This is a genomic window from Desulfuromonas soudanensis (genome assembly GCF_001278055.1).
GTDB lineage: Bacteria > Desulfobacterota > Desulfuromonadia > Desulfuromonadales > WTL > Deferrimonas > Deferrimonas soudanensis.
In genome coordinates, this window is sequence record NZ_CP010802.1 from 1,214,808 (window position 1) to 1,229,557 (window position 14,750).

The 14,750-nt window shown below is 62.4% G+C and carries 12 protein-coding genes and 1 tRNA gene; 6 read left to right on the forward strand and 7 right to left on the reverse strand.

Annotated elements, in window-relative coordinates; all coding sequences use genetic code 11:
- Nucleotides 1-31 precede the first annotated feature (31 nt).
- Entirely contained in the window at nt 32-2,110 is a 2,079-nt protein-coding gene (locus DSOUD_RS05385; RefSeq protein ID WP_053550039.1) for a TonB-dependent receptor, read from the forward strand.
- Nucleotides 2,111-2,207: 97 nt separating this feature from the next.
- Here the strand turns inward: DSOUD_RS05385 and DSOUD_RS05390 are convergent, their stop codons facing one another.
- The 7 genes from DSOUD_RS05390 to DSOUD_RS05420 form a co-directional block, all read right to left on the reverse strand.
- Nucleotides 2,208-3,074: a GGDEF domain-containing protein gene (locus DSOUD_RS05390; protein ID WP_053550040.1), complete on the reverse strand. Its 867-nt coding sequence runs from the start codon at nt 3,072-3,074 to the stop codon at nt 2,208-2,210.
- Between the two features lie 245 nt (nt 3,075-3,319).
- Nucleotides 3,320-3,395, reverse strand: a tRNA-Ala gene (locus tag DSOUD_RS05395).
- A gap of 120 nt (nt 3,396-3,515) precedes the next feature.
- Nucleotides 3,516-4,802 (reverse strand): NCS2 family permease, encoded by a 1,287-nt coding sequence (locus DSOUD_RS05400; RefSeq protein ID WP_053550041.1) that lies wholly within the window; start codon nt 4,800-4,802, stop codon nt 3,516-3,518.
- Between the two features lie 36 nt (nt 4,803-4,838).
- A complete protein-coding gene (locus DSOUD_RS05405; RefSeq protein WP_053550042.1) occupies nt 4,839-5,189 on the reverse strand; it encodes a cupin domain-containing protein in 351 nt (116 codons plus the stop codon).
- Between the two features lie 101 nt (nt 5,190-5,290).
- The gene (locus tag DSOUD_RS05410; protein WP_053550043.1) at nt 5,291-5,971 is read right to left on the reverse strand and encodes a tetratricopeptide repeat protein; all 681 of its coding nucleotides are present in this window, start codon (nt 5,969-5,971) and stop codon (nt 5,291-5,293) included.
- 104 nt (nt 5,972-6,075) lie between these two features.
- Nucleotides 6,076-6,966 (reverse strand): phosphoribosylaminoimidazolesuccinocarboxamide synthase, encoded by an 891-nt coding sequence (locus DSOUD_RS05415; protein WP_053550044.1) that lies wholly within the window; start codon nt 6,964-6,966, stop codon nt 6,076-6,078.
- Between the two features lie 6 nt (nt 6,967-6,972).
- Nucleotides 6,973-8,916: a SurA N-terminal domain-containing protein gene (locus tag DSOUD_RS05420; RefSeq protein WP_053550045.1), complete on the reverse strand. Its 1,944-nt coding sequence runs from the start codon at nt 8,914-8,916 to the stop codon at nt 6,973-6,975.
- Between the two features lie 191 nt (nt 8,917-9,107).
- Between DSOUD_RS05420 and DSOUD_RS05425 the strand changes: the two genes are divergently transcribed.
- The 5 genes from DSOUD_RS05425 to rodA all read left to right on the forward strand — a co-directional run bounded on the left by DSOUD_RS05425 (nt 9,108) and on the right by rodA (nt 14,673).
- Nucleotides 9,108-10,151: a rod shape-determining protein gene (locus DSOUD_RS05425; protein ID WP_053550046.1), complete on the forward strand. Its 1,044-nt coding sequence runs from the start codon at nt 9,108-9,110 to the stop codon at nt 10,149-10,151.
- Nucleotides 10,152-10,291: 140 nt separating this feature from the next.
- The gene (gene mreC, locus DSOUD_RS05430; RefSeq protein ID WP_053550047.1) at nt 10,292-11,110 is read left to right on the forward strand and encodes a rod shape-determining protein MreC; all 819 of its coding nucleotides are present in this window, start codon (nt 10,292-10,294) and stop codon (nt 11,108-11,110) included.
- Nucleotides 11,107-11,643, forward strand: a complete 537-nt coding sequence (mreD, locus tag DSOUD_RS05435) for a rod shape-determining protein MreD (RefSeq protein ID WP_053550048.1) — start codon at nt 11,107-11,109, stop codon at nt 11,641-11,643. The genes mreC and mreD overlap by 4 nt, the downstream gene beginning before the upstream one ends.
- Nucleotides 11,633-13,522 carry a penicillin-binding protein 2 gene (gene mrdA, locus DSOUD_RS05440; protein WP_082351085.1) on the forward strand — a complete coding sequence of 630 codons (1,890 nt, stop codon included), beginning with the start codon at nt 11,633-11,635 and terminating at the stop codon, nt 13,520-13,522. Before mreD ends, mrdA begins: the two co-directional genes overlap by 11 nt.
- 53 nt (nt 13,523-13,575) lie before the next feature.
- A complete protein-coding gene (gene rodA / locus DSOUD_RS05445) occupies nt 13,576-14,673 on the forward strand; it encodes a rod shape-determining protein RodA (RefSeq protein WP_053550049.1) in 1,098 nt (365 codons plus the stop codon).
- The last annotated feature ends 77 nt before the right edge of the window (nt 14,674-14,750 follow it).

A 14,750-nucleotide genomic window follows, 5' to 3' on the forward strand; every position in this document is an offset into this window, starting at 1 on the left:
CCCTGCAATTCACCCCTCAGGAGGAATCACCATGCAAATCCGTCTCATCCCTCTGGCGCTGACGGGAGTCCTCTTCCTTTTCGCCGCCGTCTCCGCCGGAGCCGAATCGATCATTCTTGAGGAGATCTCCGTGCGCGGGGAGGTCCAGCAGGCCAACGAGGAGACACTGACCATCCGCGAGGTGCGGGAGAGTCCCGCTCGCGATATCGGCGAGGCGCTGCAGAACATCCCCGGACTGAATATCGTCCGCAAGGGGGCCATTGCCAACGACATCGTGCTGCGCGGCTTCCAGCGGGACAACCTGAATGTTTTTCTCGACGGCGTGCGCCTGCAGGGGGGCTGTCCTTCGCGGATGGACCCCCCCTCCTTCCATTTCGATTTCGCCGAAGTGGAGTCCGTCGAGGTGATCAAGGGCCCCTACGACCTGCAGAATGCCGGGAGCCTGGCCGGGATGGTCAACGCCGTCTCCAAAACACCCCAGAAGGGGCCCGGAGCCACAGCCAACCTCAGCTACGGCTCCTTTAACTATCTCGATGCCTCGGCGACCGCCAGCTACGGCGGTGAACGCTTCGACGGCCTCCTCGGCTATGCGCACAAGTCCTCCGACGTCCCCGAGTCCGGAGACGGCAGGCGGCTCACCGAGATCTACCCGGTTGCCAGCCCGAACCGTTACCGCCTCGAGGCGATCGATTCCAAGGCCTACGAAAACGACACCTTCTGGACCAAGGGGGGCTATACGGTTGGCGACAGCCGCACCGAATTGAGCTACGCCTACCAGAATGCCGACCACGTCCTCTATCCCTACCTCCTGATGGATGCCGACTACGACCGCACCCACCGCTTTAACCTCACCTCGACCCTCAAGGACCTCGCACCGGTCCTCTCTGCCCTGCGTTTTCAGGGCTGGTACAACCAGGTCGAGCACCTGATGGACGATACCCTGCGCGCCAGTTCCCTGCCGAGCGCGATGGTCACCCGCCCCTACATGATGAAGACCGACGCCGAATCCTCGACCTTCGGCGTCAAACTCGGTGCCGACCTCCCCCTCGGGCCGGGGGTGCTGACCAGCGGCATCGATTTCTACCGTCGCAACTGGGATGCCGTCAACGAATCGGCGATGTTCCAGGCCTATCAACCCCAGCCGATGATCCCCGATGTCGATATCGACAACTTCGGGGCCTTTGCCGAGTACACCCTCCCCCTGGCCGGGAGTCTGACGCTCAAAGGGGGGGCACGCATCGACTACACCCGAACCGAGGCGAACAGTCTTACCGAAGCCCGCCTGGCCGGCCTTTACCAGCCCTACTATCCCGGAATCCCCCTCGACACGGAAACCGACTCTACCGAGCCGAGCGCCAATCTGCAACTGACCTGGCAGGCGACGGAGGCGCTGGAGATCTTCACCGGCATCGCCTCGGCCAGCCGCACCCCCGATCAGCAGGAGCTCTTCATCGGCCTGCAGAGGATGGCCGGGAAGAACTGGCTCGGCAACCCGGATCTCGATCCGACCCGCAACAACCAGGTCGATCTCGGTGCCAAATGGTCCGGTCCCCGGGTCTTCGCCAGCGCCAGCGTCTTCTACAGTGACCTCAGCGATTACATCTATGTCGCCGACGCAGCCGATCCCGACGGCGCCGGCCCCCTGATCCAGGCCCGTACCTACCGGAATATCGACGCCACCCTCTATGGCGCCGAGTTCGGCAGCCAGGTGGCCCTCCCCCTCGATCTCTTCCTGAAGGGGACCCTGGCCTACGTGCACGGCGAGAACGACGACAGCGACCAGCCTCTGGCCGAGATCCCCCCCCTCTCGGGTTCCGTGGCTCTGCGCTACGACAACGGCTTCTGGTTCACGGAAGCCACCGAGCGTTTCGCCGACCGTCAGGACCGGATCGATCCGAGCCTGCAGGAGGTCGAGACCGCCGGCTGGGGGGTCACCGATCTCAAAGCGGGAGCCAACTGGAAGAAGTGGGCGCTGGTCGGCGGGGTGAACAACCTCTTCGACACCTTTTACCTCACCCACCTCTCCTATCAGCGCGACCCCTTCGCCAGCGGGGTCAAGGTCCCCGAGACCGGTCGCTTCGCCTTCCTCAACCTCTCCTATCGTTATTGATCGGAAAAAAAACGGCACGGGACGATTTATCGTTCCGTGCCGTTTTTTTTTGTGTGAAGTCCGGCCGGTGCCCTGTCCGGCTCCGCGTCGCCACCCCTTACCCCTGATCATCCGGGGGATAGATCGCATAGCGGATGTTGTTTTTTCCCGAGTGTTTGACCTCGTACATCAGGGTGTCGGCGTAATGGATCAGCTTGTCCAGGGGATGTATCCCTCCCTCGCAGGTCAGGACCCCCATGCTGAAGCTGGTGGGGCACTCGGCATGGACCATCAGCTTCGTGAGCTCCTGGTTGACTTTCTGCAACACGACCTGAGCGGACGGCTGGTCGGTCTCGGGGAGAAAAATGGCGAATTCGTCGCCGCCGAGACGGCCGACCACATCCGTCTTGCGAAGATTGGCGACGATATTGGTGACGATGGCCGTGAGCAGCTCATCCCCGGCCGAATGCCCGCAGATATCGTTGACCTGTTTGAAATTGTCCAGATCCAGGTAGGCGAGGGAAAAGGGGGAGCGGTCGCGCTGGGCGCGCAGCATGTCGTACTCCACCAGTTCGGAAAAGGCCCGTAGATTCTTCGCCCCCGTCAAAGGGTCCGTTCGGGCGAGAATTTTTTCGTTCGTCAGCATATCCCGGAATTTATGGATCATGGCGGCGCTGGAAAAAAAGAAGAGGAGGGTTGAGCCGACATTCCAGGCGGAGATGTAGAGACTTCCGCCGACATTGTTGACAGACCAGAGGGCGGAGCAGACCAGGGAAAGGGCCAACCCCAATCGAAGCCCGGCAAACCATGCGACAAAGGTGATGGGGAGGATATAGAGAAAGGAATGGGAAACAACGTCGGGGGAGAGCAGATCGAAGACGCCGACTCCTGCGGAGCAAAGAAGGCCGACAACCGTATTGAAGATCTTCCCTTTTGAGTCGAGGTATTCGAAATATTGAAGCAGGAGAAGTTCAATCTTGTGCATGCATTGAGGACCTCCGGTCCCTGTCTGTACCATGGATTCGACCATCCACCCCGGCAAGAGGGGTGAACGTCCCCGGGGGCCCTGAGGAGGTCGCGATTAAAGGCGTCCGGTTGGGTTTCGCCCGGTTTCAACCGATCGGAAAAGGGGAGTGGAGGCCGATTGCGGGTGCGGGGCAGGAGAGACGAGTCGTTCCGCGGATAAAGAAAAAGGAGTTAGCGAAGGTTCGCTAACTCCTTGATTTTTCTTGGTGGAGCTAGGCGGGATCGAACCGCCGACCTCTTGAATGCCATTCAAGCGCTCTCCCAGCTGAGCTATAGCCCCTTGCAACGGAGCCAATTTATAGCAAAAGAGGTCCGCTGGTGTCAACAGGTTTTTTTGAGAAAAATCGCAGGGATGGGGCCGGCCGATCTCTCCGGAAAAAACACGTATTAAAACAGACTCTTACAGGGCGAGGCTGAGGGCGGAAAAAGCGGCGGCACCGAGGAGAAAGGGATTGCACTCCCGCCACTTGCCGAGACCGAGCTTGATGAGGACAAAGGAGATGAATCCGAAGGCGAGGCCGGTGGCGATGGAGTAGGTCAGAGGCATCAGCACGATGGTGAGGAAGGCCGGCGCCCCCTCTTCGAAATTGTAGAAATCGATCTGACCGATGCCGCGCATCATGAAGATTCCCACCACCACCAGGGCCGGGGCGGTGGCGTAGGAGGGGACGGCGCCGATCAGCGGAGTGAAGAAGGCGGCGAGGAAAAAGAGGACGGCGGTGACGACGCCGGTGAGACCGGTGCGCCCCCCCTCGGAGACGCCGCTGGCCGATTCGATGAAGGCGGTGGTGGTGCTGGTGCCGAGGAGGGCGCCGCCGACGGTGGCCAGGGCGTCGGCGGTGAGCATCCGCGGCAGGGCGGGGATTTCGCCGTGCTCGTCGGTCATCCCAGCTTCGCGGCAGACGGCGAGGAGGGTGCCGAGGCTGTCGAAGAGGTCGACGAACATGAAGGAGAAGATGTTGGCCCAGAGGGCGAATTTGCAGGCGCCGACGATGTCGAGCTGGAAGGCGATGGGACCCGGCGACGGGGGGAGGGCGAGGAGCGCTGAGGGAGGGGGGGAGACGCCGGTGGCCATGCCGAGGGCGGCGGTGGCCAGAATCGCCACAAGGATCGCACCGCGCATCCGGCGGGCCTCGAGCAGGACGGCGATGAGGATCCCGAGGAGCCCCAGCAGGACCTCGGGGGTAAAGGGTCCAAGCTCGACCAGGACCGCCGGATTGGCGACGATCACTCCGAGGTTTTTCAGGCCGATGAAGGCGATGAACAGGCCGATGCCGACGGAGACGGCCAGGCGCAGCGCCAGGGGGATGGCGCGCACCAGACGCTCGCGGATGCCGAGCCAGGTCAGGATCAGGAAGAAGACCCCGGAGAGGAAGACGACGCCGAGGGCCGTTTGCCAGGGGACCCCCTCGCCGAGCACCAGGGTGTAGGTGAAGAAGGCGTTGAGACCCATCCCGGGCGCCATCATCAGGGGGGCGTTGGCCCACAGGGCGATGAGAAGGGTCGCCAGTCCGGCCACCAGGCAGGTGACGGTGGTCAGGGCCCCGGGGTCCATCCCCGTTTCGGAAAGGATCCGGGGATGGACGAAGATGATGTAGGCGCCGGTGAGAAAGGTGGTCAGGCCGGCGGTGACTTCGGTGCGCACCGTGGTGCCGCGCTTGTGCAGGTGAAAACATTTTTCCAGCATGAAGACTCCGTGGGCGGCCCGGCACCTTTGGGCGGGTCAGCCGGCAGGGGTTTTGAACATGGTCAGGAGCATCTTGAAGCGCTGCACCGCCTTCACCTTATGGGAGATGCCGCCGGGCATCAGGACGATCTCGCCGCTTTTGACCGTCACCGGCGTGCCGCCGATGACGATTTCCGCCTGGCCGTCGAGGACCTGGATGAAGGCATTGTAGGGGACGGTGTGCTCGGAGAGCGCCTGCCCGGCATCGAAGCTGAAGACGGTCAGGGTACCGGCCTCCCCCTGCAGCAGGGTGCGGCTGACGATCGATCCCTCCTGATACTGGGTGAGTTCGGCGAGGGGGAGGGGAGTGGCTCCGGCGACGGCACTGTCCGGTTTTTTCTCTTTCATGGTCGATCTCCTCTTCGGAACGGGGTTGATGTCTGCATTATACCCGTCCGGCAAGAGCCTGCCTTGACCGGTGTCAAGGAGGTTCGGCCGGGGAGAGGAAATCAGCGGCGGCGTTCGGCCTTGCTGTTGAGCCTGTTCCAGAAGACTTCGATCTCCCTGGTCAGGGCAAGATTCTCCGAGTGGTTGATGGCCTGAAAGAGGGTGCTCCGGGTCAGGTCTTCCTCGCCGAGGAGGTCATAGGCCTGGGCGGCGTGGAAGAGAATGCGGGGGATCATCGGCCGGGAAGGGGCGTCGAGCAGGGCCGGGGTGAGGAGGGCCAGAGCCTCCCGCGGTGCCCCGTCGCCGAGGGCCATGACGGCCTGCAGGTCGGCTCTCTCCGCCGTTGTCTCACCCAGGGAGGAGACCAGGGCCGAGGCCCGTTTCGGCTTGTCGAGTTTGTCCAGGAAAAGATAGGCGAGCCGGTAGGCCATCTCGGGGTACAGGGGGGATTCGGCTTCGAGGAATTTCAACCCGTCCTCATAGTTGTCCCGCGCCCCCCGGTCGTCCCCCAGGGCCTCGAGGAGCTCGCCCCGGCGCAGGCGCACTTCTGCGGCGCGGGGGTTCTGGCGCAGGGCGAGGGTCAATTCTTCGGCGGCGGCAGGGAAGTCCCTCCCCCGGATCAACGCTTCGGCGCGGCCCAGGTGTTCGGCGGCGGAAATCGGGTCGGCCGTGGGAGTGCTGTGCGCACACCCCCCCAGAGCGAAGAGGAGGAGGGTCAGGATGGCCCAAGTCCCTGGTTTCATGGAGAGTCCCCTCGGAAAGATGGCTGGAGGAAGTTGGTGGCCGGGTTCAAACGGCCGAAGGCCGGAGAGATCTCCGGCCTTCGGTTGTGCGTTGGCGGCAGACCCTAGAGGACGATGCCGGTGAGGCGGGTGAGGGCCTCCATATATTTTTCGGCGGTCTTGTTGATGATCTCCGCCGGCAGGGGGGGCGCCGGGGCCTGTTTCCCCCAGTCGAGGGTTTCGAGATAGTCCCGGAGAAACTGCTTGTCGAAGCTCGGCTGCGCGCCGCCGGGACGGTAAAGGTCCTTGGGCCAGAAACGGGAGGAGTCGGGGGTGAGGGCCTCGTCGATCCAGATCAGTTTCCCCTCGAAGACGCCGAATTCGAACTTGGTGTCGGCGATGATGATCCCCTTGGAATCGGCCAGGGTGCGGGCCCTGTTGTAGATGGTCAGAGTCGCCTGCTTCGCCTGTTCGGCCAGGTCGCCGCCGCAGATGTCCATGGCCTCGGCAAAGGAGATGTTCTCGTCGTGCTCACCGAGTTCGGCCTTGGTCGAGGGGGTGAAGATCGGTTCAGGGAGGATCTGGCTCTCCTTGAGGCCGGCGGGGAGGTCGATGCCGCAGATGCTCCCCTTCTGGCGGTATTCCTTCCAGCCGGAGCCGGAGAGGTAGCCGCGAACGATGCATTCCACCGGCAGGGGGCTGGCCTTTTTCACCAGCATGCTGCGCCCTTCGAGCTGGTCGCGGTACTTGCGGGCGATGGCGGGGAAGTCGGCGACCTCGGTGGCGACGATGTGGTTGGGGATGATGTCATCCATCTGCTCGAACCAGAACTTGGAGATCTGGGTGAGGACCCGTCCCTTGTTGGGAATCCCCTCGTTCATGATCACGTCGAAGGCGGAAATGCGGTCGGAGGTGACGATGAGGAGGTGCTCCCCGAGGTCGTAGATATCCCGAACCTTGCCGCGGGTGACCAGGTTGAGGTCGCTGAAGCTGGTTTCCATGACGATCTGGGTCATCGGTCGTTATTCCTTCTCAAAGGATGACTGGAGCGTGGGGGCGATGGTGATTTCGGCGACCTCCCGCAGGGAGTTGACCTTCTCTTTGACCGCCTCTTCCTGACGACGGGTCAGTACGGCTTTCTTCAACTCCTCCCGCCTGGCCGCGTCGAGATCCGCCGGATCGGCGTCCTGGCGTGCCTTGAGGGTGGCGACGATGTCGCTGCCGGAGATTTCGTAAACCGCCGGGGCGACGGGGTTTTCTTTGGTCAGCTGGAAGGCGGCTTCGGCCAGGTCGGCGGCGTTGCCGATCCGGGGGACGAATTCGCCGTAGGAGCGGGCGAAGAGGCCCGTCTCCTCGACGGTCAGGTTGTGCCTGCGCGCCAGGTCGGAGAGTTTTTTACCCTCGCCCAGGGCGGAGAGAATCTCCTCGGCGGCCTGGCGGGCCAGGACCTTGCTCTGCTCACGGCGGAAGGCCTGCTCGACCTTCCCCCGTACTTCGGCCAATTCGGGGAGACGGCTTTCCTTGCGCTCCTTGACGGCAAAGAGGATGACCCCCTGGGGAAGGACGACCGGACGGGCCAGCTCCCCCTCTTTGAGGGTGAAGGCTGCCGCGGAAATTTCCGGGGCGTTGCCGAGGCCGTCGATGGCCTCCTCCCGGCTGAAGAAGCCGGTCTCCTTGAGGCCGAGGTCGTTGGTCTTGGCGGCCGCCTCGAGATTGCCGTTTTTACGGTTGATGTTGTAGGCATCCATCGCCTTCTCGAGGGCGATCTGGCGAATCTTTTCTTCGGCCAGGCCGGTCTTCACCTTGTCGATCACCTCTGCCAGCGGCTTGATGCCGGCCTCGATATATCCCTCGGAGCGGATGATGTGCAGGCCGAAGGGGGTTTCGATGATATCGCTGAACTCCCCCGGCTTGAGGATGAATGCGGCCGCTTCGAAGTCCGGAACCATGGCGCCGCGGGGGAAGTACCCGAGGTCGCCCCCTTTGGCGGCGGTGCCGGGGTCGTCGGAGTACTTGCGGGCCAGTTCGGCAAAATCCTTGCCGGCGCGAGCCTCGGCGAGGATTTTCTCGGCCAGCTCCCGTTTCTTGTTGCGCGTCTTGTCGTCGGCGTCCTTGGCGAGTTTGATCAGGATGTGGGAGGCTTTGACCTGTTCCTCGACGGCGAAGCGGTCGAGATGGCGACGATAGAATTTTTCGATTTCCTCGTCGTTGTAGGTGACTTCGTCCCGATAGCGGTCCGGCTCGAACTGCAGGTAGCGCAGCGCCACCGTTTCCGGGATGCGGAAGGCTTCGCGCTCCTCGGCGAAGAAGGCGGCCAGGGGCGCCTCCTCGATCTTGACCTGGCTCTCGAAAAGGGCCGGTGTCAGCTTCACGAAGGCCAGATTGACCTTCTCGTTCTGGGTGCGGAATTCTTCCTCCACGTCCTGGTCGCTGACGGTCACTCCCGCCTGGAGCTGCGTGCGGACCTTGTCCACCAGGAGCTGGTTTTCCTGCATGGCTTCAAAATCGTCGGCCGACAGACGCTGGTAGGCCAGGACCTGCAGGTAGCGGTCCCGGTTGAAGACCCCGTTTTCCTGGAAGGCGGAAATCTTGGCGATGGAATCGACGAGTTCGGTCTTGGAGACCTCGATCCCCAGGCGATTTCCCTCCTGGAGGAGGAGGGTCTGGTCGATCAGGGTGTTGAGAGCCTGCTGGTCGAGCTGCAGCTGCTTTTCCAGGGCCGGAGTGAATTGCTCGCGGTAGACGTTTTGATAGAGCTCGTAAAGGTTGCGGTAGGCGGCCTGGTACTCCTGGAACCCGATCTTGTCGCCGTTGACGGTGGCTGCTGCGGTGGTGCCGGCGGCGCCGTCTCCTTCCGAGCCCTTGCCCCACACCAGAAAGATGGTGCCGACGAAGGCGGCGATGATCACCCAGAATACTATTTTGACGATGACCGTTTTCTGTTTTTTGCGAATCAGATCCAGCATCGGTAGCGGGTCTCCTTTGAAGGGTTGGACAGGTCCATTGAATAGCGACGCATGTTAGACAATCGGGGGGGTAAATGCAATACCTTTTCCTTTTACTCCTTGAAAATCAGTGGCGGTTTTGCTAGTGTGAGAAGCGTTTTTTTCGAGAGGGTCAGACCCCTCTTCCCGTCCGATGAAAGGAGCTCCGCGGCATGTTCAACCTTTTCGATAAAATATGGGGTATGTTTTCCAACGATCTCGCCATCGACCTCGGGACCGCCAACACCCTGGTTTACCTCAAGGGGAAGGGGATCGTGGTCAGTGAACCCTCGGTTGTCGCCGTTCAGTATACCGGCAATGGACAGAGAAAAGTCCTGGCGGTGGGGATGGAAGCCAAGAAGATGCTTGGCCGGACTCCCGGAAGCATCGTCGCCATCCGTCCCATGAAGGACGGGGTGATCGCCGACTTCGACATCACCGAAGAGATGCTGCGCTATTTTATCCAGAAGGTCCACAATCGCAAGACCCTGGTCCGCCCCCGGATCGTGATCTGCGTCCCCTCGGGGATCACCCAGGTGGAAAAACGGGCCGTCAAGGAGTCGGCGGAGTCCGCCGGCGCCCGCGAGGTTTACCTGATCGAAGAGCCGATGGCGGCGGCGATCGGCGCCGGCCTGCCGATCACCGAGGCTTCCGGGAACATGATCGTCGATATAGGCGGCGGGACCACCGAGGTCGCTGTCATCTCCTTGGCCGGGATCGTTTATGCCAAGAGCGTCCGGGTCGGAGGGGACAAACTTGACGAAGCCCTGGTGCAGTACATGAAGCGCAAGTACAACCTGCTGATCGGCGAGAGGACCGCCGAGCAGATCAAGATAGAGATCGGTAGCGCCTATCCCGACGCCGAGGTGCGGACCATGGATGTCAAGGGGCGTGACCTGGTGACGGGAATTCCCAAGACCCTGACCGTCGACTCCAACGAAATCCGCGATGCCCTTTCGGAGACGGTCAACGCCATCGTCGAGGCGGTGCGCATCGCCCTGGAGCGCACTCCCCCCGAACTGGCGGCGGACATCGTCGACAAGGGGATCGTTCTGGCCGGCGGCGGCGCCTACCTGCGCAATCTCGATATTCTGCTGCGGGAGGAAACGGGGCTGCCGGTGGTAATCGCCGAGGATCCCCTTTGCTGCGTGGTCCTCGGTTCCGGCAAGGTGCTGGACGAACTCGATCTCCTCAAGCGGGTCACCATCGCCACCTAGGAGCCTGTCGGACTCCCCTTCGGCACCAGCCGGCTGGCGAACGGGGTCGGGGAAGAGTGGAAGAAATGATACCAAAGGAGGGTCGGGAGTCCCACGGATTCCCCGTGCCCTCCTTTTTGTCGGTCCCCGGAGGCCGTTGAATGCTGGAGTTGTTCAGAAAATACCGGACGCCGCTCCTGGCGGGATGTCTCGTCCTGGTCGCCCTCCTGCTTTTTTCGGTTAACCTGAGGCGGCGCCCCAGAACGACCCTCTTCGAGAAAGCGATTTTGCAGATTACCGCTCCCCTGCTGGAGGGGATCGACTCGGCCTGCGAGTTCGTTGCCGACACCTGGAGTCATTATCTTTGGCTGGTGGAAACCTCGAGGCGGAATGAGGCGCTGCTGACGGAAAACCGCAGCATGCGTCAGGAGCTCGATGCCCTTCAGGAGGTCCGGCTGGCCAATGAGCGGCTGCGCAGCCTTCTCGATTTCAAGGAAGAGGTGGCCCTGCCGGCCCTGCCGGCCCAGGTGATTGCCGAGGACAGCTCGAGCTGGTTTCGCACCGTGGTCATCGACAAGGGGAGCGAGGACGGGGTTCGCGAGGGGCTGCCGGTGGTCGTCCCCGAGGGGGCCGTGGGGAGGGTCATCAAGTGTGCTCCCCGACAGGCGCGGGTGTTGCTGGTGACCGACGCCTCCTCCTCCGTCGCCACCCTCGTCCAGCGCAACCGGACGCGGGGAATCTGCCGCGGCCAGGGGGATGTGCTGGCCCTCGAGTTCGCCCTGCGTCAGGAGGACATCGCCGTCGGAGACCAGATTGTCACCTCGGGAACCGGCGGGGTCTTCCCCAAGGGGCTGACTCTCGGACGGGTTTCCGTGGTCGATCAGGGAGGATATGGACTCTTTCAGACGGTGACCGTGATTCCGGCCGTCGATTTTTCCCGGCTCGAGGAGGTTCTGGTCCTCCTCAGGGAGGAGCGATGAAGCGGGTTGTGGCCTATCTCTTTCTCGGGGGGGTCTTTCTCCTCTTTCAGACGACCCTCTTCTCCCGCCTTCTCCCTTTTCAGACCAAACCCGACCTGCTGCTGATCCTCATCGTCTATCTGGGGCTTACCGAGAGTTTTCTGCGCGGCAGCTTTCTCGCCTATCTTTTCGGAGGCCTTCTCGACGTCTTCTCGGGGAGCTATCTCGGGCTCTGCGGACTCACCTTTTTGATTATTTTCCTGGCCGTGCGCGGCACCGCCAGTCGTTTCAATACGGAAAGCTCCCTTCTCCTGCTCTTCATGGTCTTCTGCGGAACCCTGCTGCAAAGCGTCGTCCTGATTCTCGCTCTGGTCTTCTTCGTCGACGCCGGGTCCTCCTGGCTGATAATTCTCGGCAGTCTCCTGCCGCAACTTCTCCTCAATCTGCTGGCCGCCCTTGTCCTTCTCTGGGGACTCCCCCGGCTGCAGAGACGCTTCCTTCCCTTTCTGGCAATCCCTGGGTTGCACCGTCTGGACAGTCGCTATGGGCCTTAGTTCTCCGACGGATATTCCGGGCCTGAGAAACCGCTTTCTGGTCTGCTCCCTGGCGGCCATCGCCATCTTCCTGCTGCTGGTGCTGCGCCTGTGGTATCTGCAGGTGATCAGTGCCGACCGCTACCTGACGCTCTCCGAGAAGAACCGCATTCGCTATATCTCCATCGCCGCCGCCCGCGGTCCCATCTACGACCGTAACGGCGAACTGCTGGTCGACAACCGTCCAGCCTTCGGGGTGTCGGTGCTGCGTCAGGAGGTGGAGGAGATCGACCCCCTGCTGACCCAGATCGGCGGTCTTCTTGACGTGGATGTGGAAAAGCTCCGGGCCCGGTGGGATGCCGGTCAGCGTTTTCCCCGCTATCGCCCTCTCCCCCTGGCCGACGACGTGAGCCGCGACGCCCTCGACCGGGTCCAGGAAAATTCCGTCGACCTCCCCGGGATGCTCATCGAGGTTCGCCCCCTGCGGTCCTATCCCTATAAGGAAATGGCGGCCCACCTCCTGGGCTACCTGGGGGAAATCACCGAACAGGAGTTGCAGGAGGAGGCCTTCGCCGGATATCGTCCCGGGGAATTTGTCGGCAAAAGCGGGCTGGAAAAGTTTCTCGACCCCTACCTGCAGGGGACCGAAGGGGAGCGGCGGGTGGAGGTGGATGTCAGGGGGCGCGAGCTGCGCCTCCTCAAAACCCAGGAACCGATCCCGGGGAACAAGGTCTTTTTGACCCTGCGGCGGGACCTGCAGCTGGCGGCGGAAAAGGCTCTTGAGGGGGAAGCCGGGGCGGTCGTCGCTCTCGACGTGCGGACCGGAGAGGTGCTGGCCATGGTCAGCACCCCGGCCTTCGATCCGGCCGCCTTCGCCCGCGGCATCACCGGCCAGGAATGGGTGAAGATTCTGAAAAATCCCCGCCATCCCCTGACCAACAAGGCGATCAAGGGGCAGTATCCTCCGGCGTCGACGTTCAAGATCGTGACCGCTCTGGCCGCCCTCAAGGGAGGGGTGATCTCCCCGTCGACGACCGTCGACTGCCAGGGGAGCCTGACCCTCGGCAACCAGGAGTTCCGCTGCTGGAAAAAGGAGGGGCACGGTCCGACGAATCTGAAAAAAGCCCTGAAGGAGAGTTGCGACGTCTATTTTTACATGGTGTCCCTCGACCTGGGGATCGACCGGCTCTCGGCCATGGCCCAGGATCTCGGCATGGGGAAACCCCTGGGGTTTCTCCTCGACGGGGAGAAGGGGGGGCTGATTCCGACCCGGCAGTGGAAACGGGAGCGCTTCCGTGTCCCCTGGTACGACGGGGAGACGGTGATTGCTTCCATCGGGCAGGGGTATGTGCTGGCGACGCCGCTGCAACTTGCGGTGATGACCGCGGCCATTGCCAACGGCGGGACGGTTCTGCGCCCCCATGTGCTGAAGAAAATCGAGGACCTCGACGGCAAAATCCTCAGGGAGACCACCCCGGAGGTGATCGGGACCGCCCTGGCGGCGGAGAAGGATTTTCGCGAGGTGCGCCGGGGTCTTGAGGCGGCGGTCAACGAGCCCGGGGGGACCGGTCAGGCCAGTCGCCTGCAGGGAGTGCGGGTCGCCGGCAAGACCGGCACCGCCCAGGTCGTACGGCTCAAGGACAAGGACGATATTAATCCGGACCGGGAGATACCCTACCGCTTCCGCGATCACGCCCTTTTTGTCGCCTATGCCCCGGCGGAGACGCCGGAGATCGCCGTCGCCGTGGTGGTCGAACATGGCAGCCACGGGGGCTCCGCCGCCGGTCCGGTGGCCAGGGTCCTCTTCGAGACCTATTTCGGCATCGATGATTCCGCAGGCAAGTCGGTTCCGGTACCGGAAAACGGAAGCGCTGCGTTTTCGGAGCAGAGGGAAGAATGATGCCGCCTCGGCAAACTGTCGCCGCCGCCCTGATCTCGGGAAAGGTATGACCGATGTTTGATAGACGCCTGTTGACCCATTTCGACTGGGTCCTGCTGCTGCTGGTCTGCGGGATCTCCCTTGTCGGGATAATGAACCTCTACAGCGCCACCTCCTCCTTGCCGGAGACGGCCACCCCCGTTTACCTCAAGCAGCTCTACTGGCTCGGCATCGGCCTGATGATCGCCCTGACGGTGAGCGCCTTCGACTATCGCCATCTTCAGCACCTCGGACCTTTCTTTTATGTCGTCACCGTCACCCTCCTCCTGCTGGTGCTGATGGTCGGCAAGACGAGCATGGGGGCGACCCGCTGGATCGATCTCGGTTTTTTCAATCTGCAGCCGAGCGAAATCATGAAGATCGTCATGATCATCACCCTCTCCTGGCATTTCAGCGAGCGGGTGCAGGTCGCCGGCTACACCCTGCGCGACCTTGTCGTCCCTTTTTTCCTTCTGGCGGTGCCGGTCTTCTTGATTATGAAGCAACCCGACCTGGGGACGGCGATGCTGGTCATCTTCATCGGCAGCACCCTGGCCCTCTTCGCCGGCATTCGCAGATCGACCCTCGTTTTCCTGGCCCTCATGGGGACGGCGGCCGCCTGGGGGGGGTGGTATTTGCTGCGGGACTACCAGAAGGAGCGAATTCACACCTTTCTCAACCCCGAGCGTGATCCCCTGGGGTCTGGGTATCACATCATCCAGTCGAAGATCGCCGTCGGCAGCGGCGGCCTCTTCGGCAAAGGGTTCATGCAGGGATCCCAGTCCCAGCTCTCCTTTCTTCCGGAACGCCACACGGACTTCGCCTTTTCCGTCTTTGCCGAGGAATGGGGGTTTTCCGGCTCCCTGGTGCTCCTGCTCCTCTACCTCTTCCTGATCATCTGGGGGATCTACGTCGCCCGCCAGGCGTCGGACCGCTTCGGGATGTTCCTCTCCATCGGCGTGGTGGCCATGATGTTCTGGCACATCGTCGTCAATCTCGGGATGGTTATCGGCCTCCTGCCGGTGGTCGGGGTACCGCTCCCCCTCTTCTCCTACGGCGGCACCAGCATGGTGACGACCATGATCGGCACCGGGTTGCTCCTGAGCGTGAGCATGCGCCGTTTCATGTTCTGAGCGAACCTTCCTGGGGCGCCTCGCCGCATCTTCTGTTATACTACCCTCCAAAAGCCACGTCGAATAAGGAGGGGACC

Coding starts and splice junctions, on each gene's coding strand:
- DSOUD_RS05405 (WP_053550042.1), bottom strand. CDS start 5,189: ATGAAAGAGAAAAAACCGGACAGTGCCGTCGCCGGAGCCACTCCCCTC.
- mrdA (WP_082351085.1), top strand. CDS start 11,633: ATGGGCCTTAGTTCTCCGACGGATATTCCGGGCCTGAGAAACCGCTTT.
- mreC (WP_053550047.1), top strand. CDS start 10,292: ATGCTGGAGTTGTTCAGAAAATACCGGACGCCGCTCCTGGCGGGATGT.
- DSOUD_RS05390 (WP_053550040.1), bottom strand. CDS start 3,074: ATGCACAAGATTGAACTTCTCCTGCTTCAATATTTCGAATACCTCGAC.
- DSOUD_RS05425 (WP_053550046.1), top strand. CDS start 9,108: ATGTTCAACCTTTTCGATAAAATATGGGGTATGTTTTCCAACGATCTC.
- DSOUD_RS05415 (WP_053550044.1), bottom strand. CDS start 6,966: ATGACCCAGATCGTCATGGAAACCAGCTTCAGCGACCTCAACCTGGTC.
- DSOUD_RS05385 (WP_053550039.1), top strand. CDS start 32: ATGCAAATCCGTCTCATCCCTCTGGCGCTGACGGGAGTCCTCTTCCTT.
- DSOUD_RS05400 (WP_053550041.1), bottom strand. CDS start 4,802: ATGCTGGAAAAATGTTTTCACCTGCACAAGCGCGGCACCACGGTGCGC.
- mreD (WP_053550048.1), top strand. CDS start 11,107: ATGAAGCGGGTTGTGGCCTATCTCTTTCTCGGGGGGGTCTTTCTCCTC.
- rodA (WP_053550049.1), top strand. CDS start 13,576: ATGTTTGATAGACGCCTGTTGACCCATTTCGACTGGGTCCTGCTGCTG.
- DSOUD_RS05410 (WP_053550043.1), bottom strand. CDS start 5,971: ATGAAACCAGGGACTTGGGCCATCCTGACCCTCCTCCTCTTCGCTCTG.
- DSOUD_RS05420 (WP_053550045.1), bottom strand. CDS start 8,916: ATGCTGGATCTGATTCGCAAAAAACAGAAAACGGTCATCGTCAAAATA.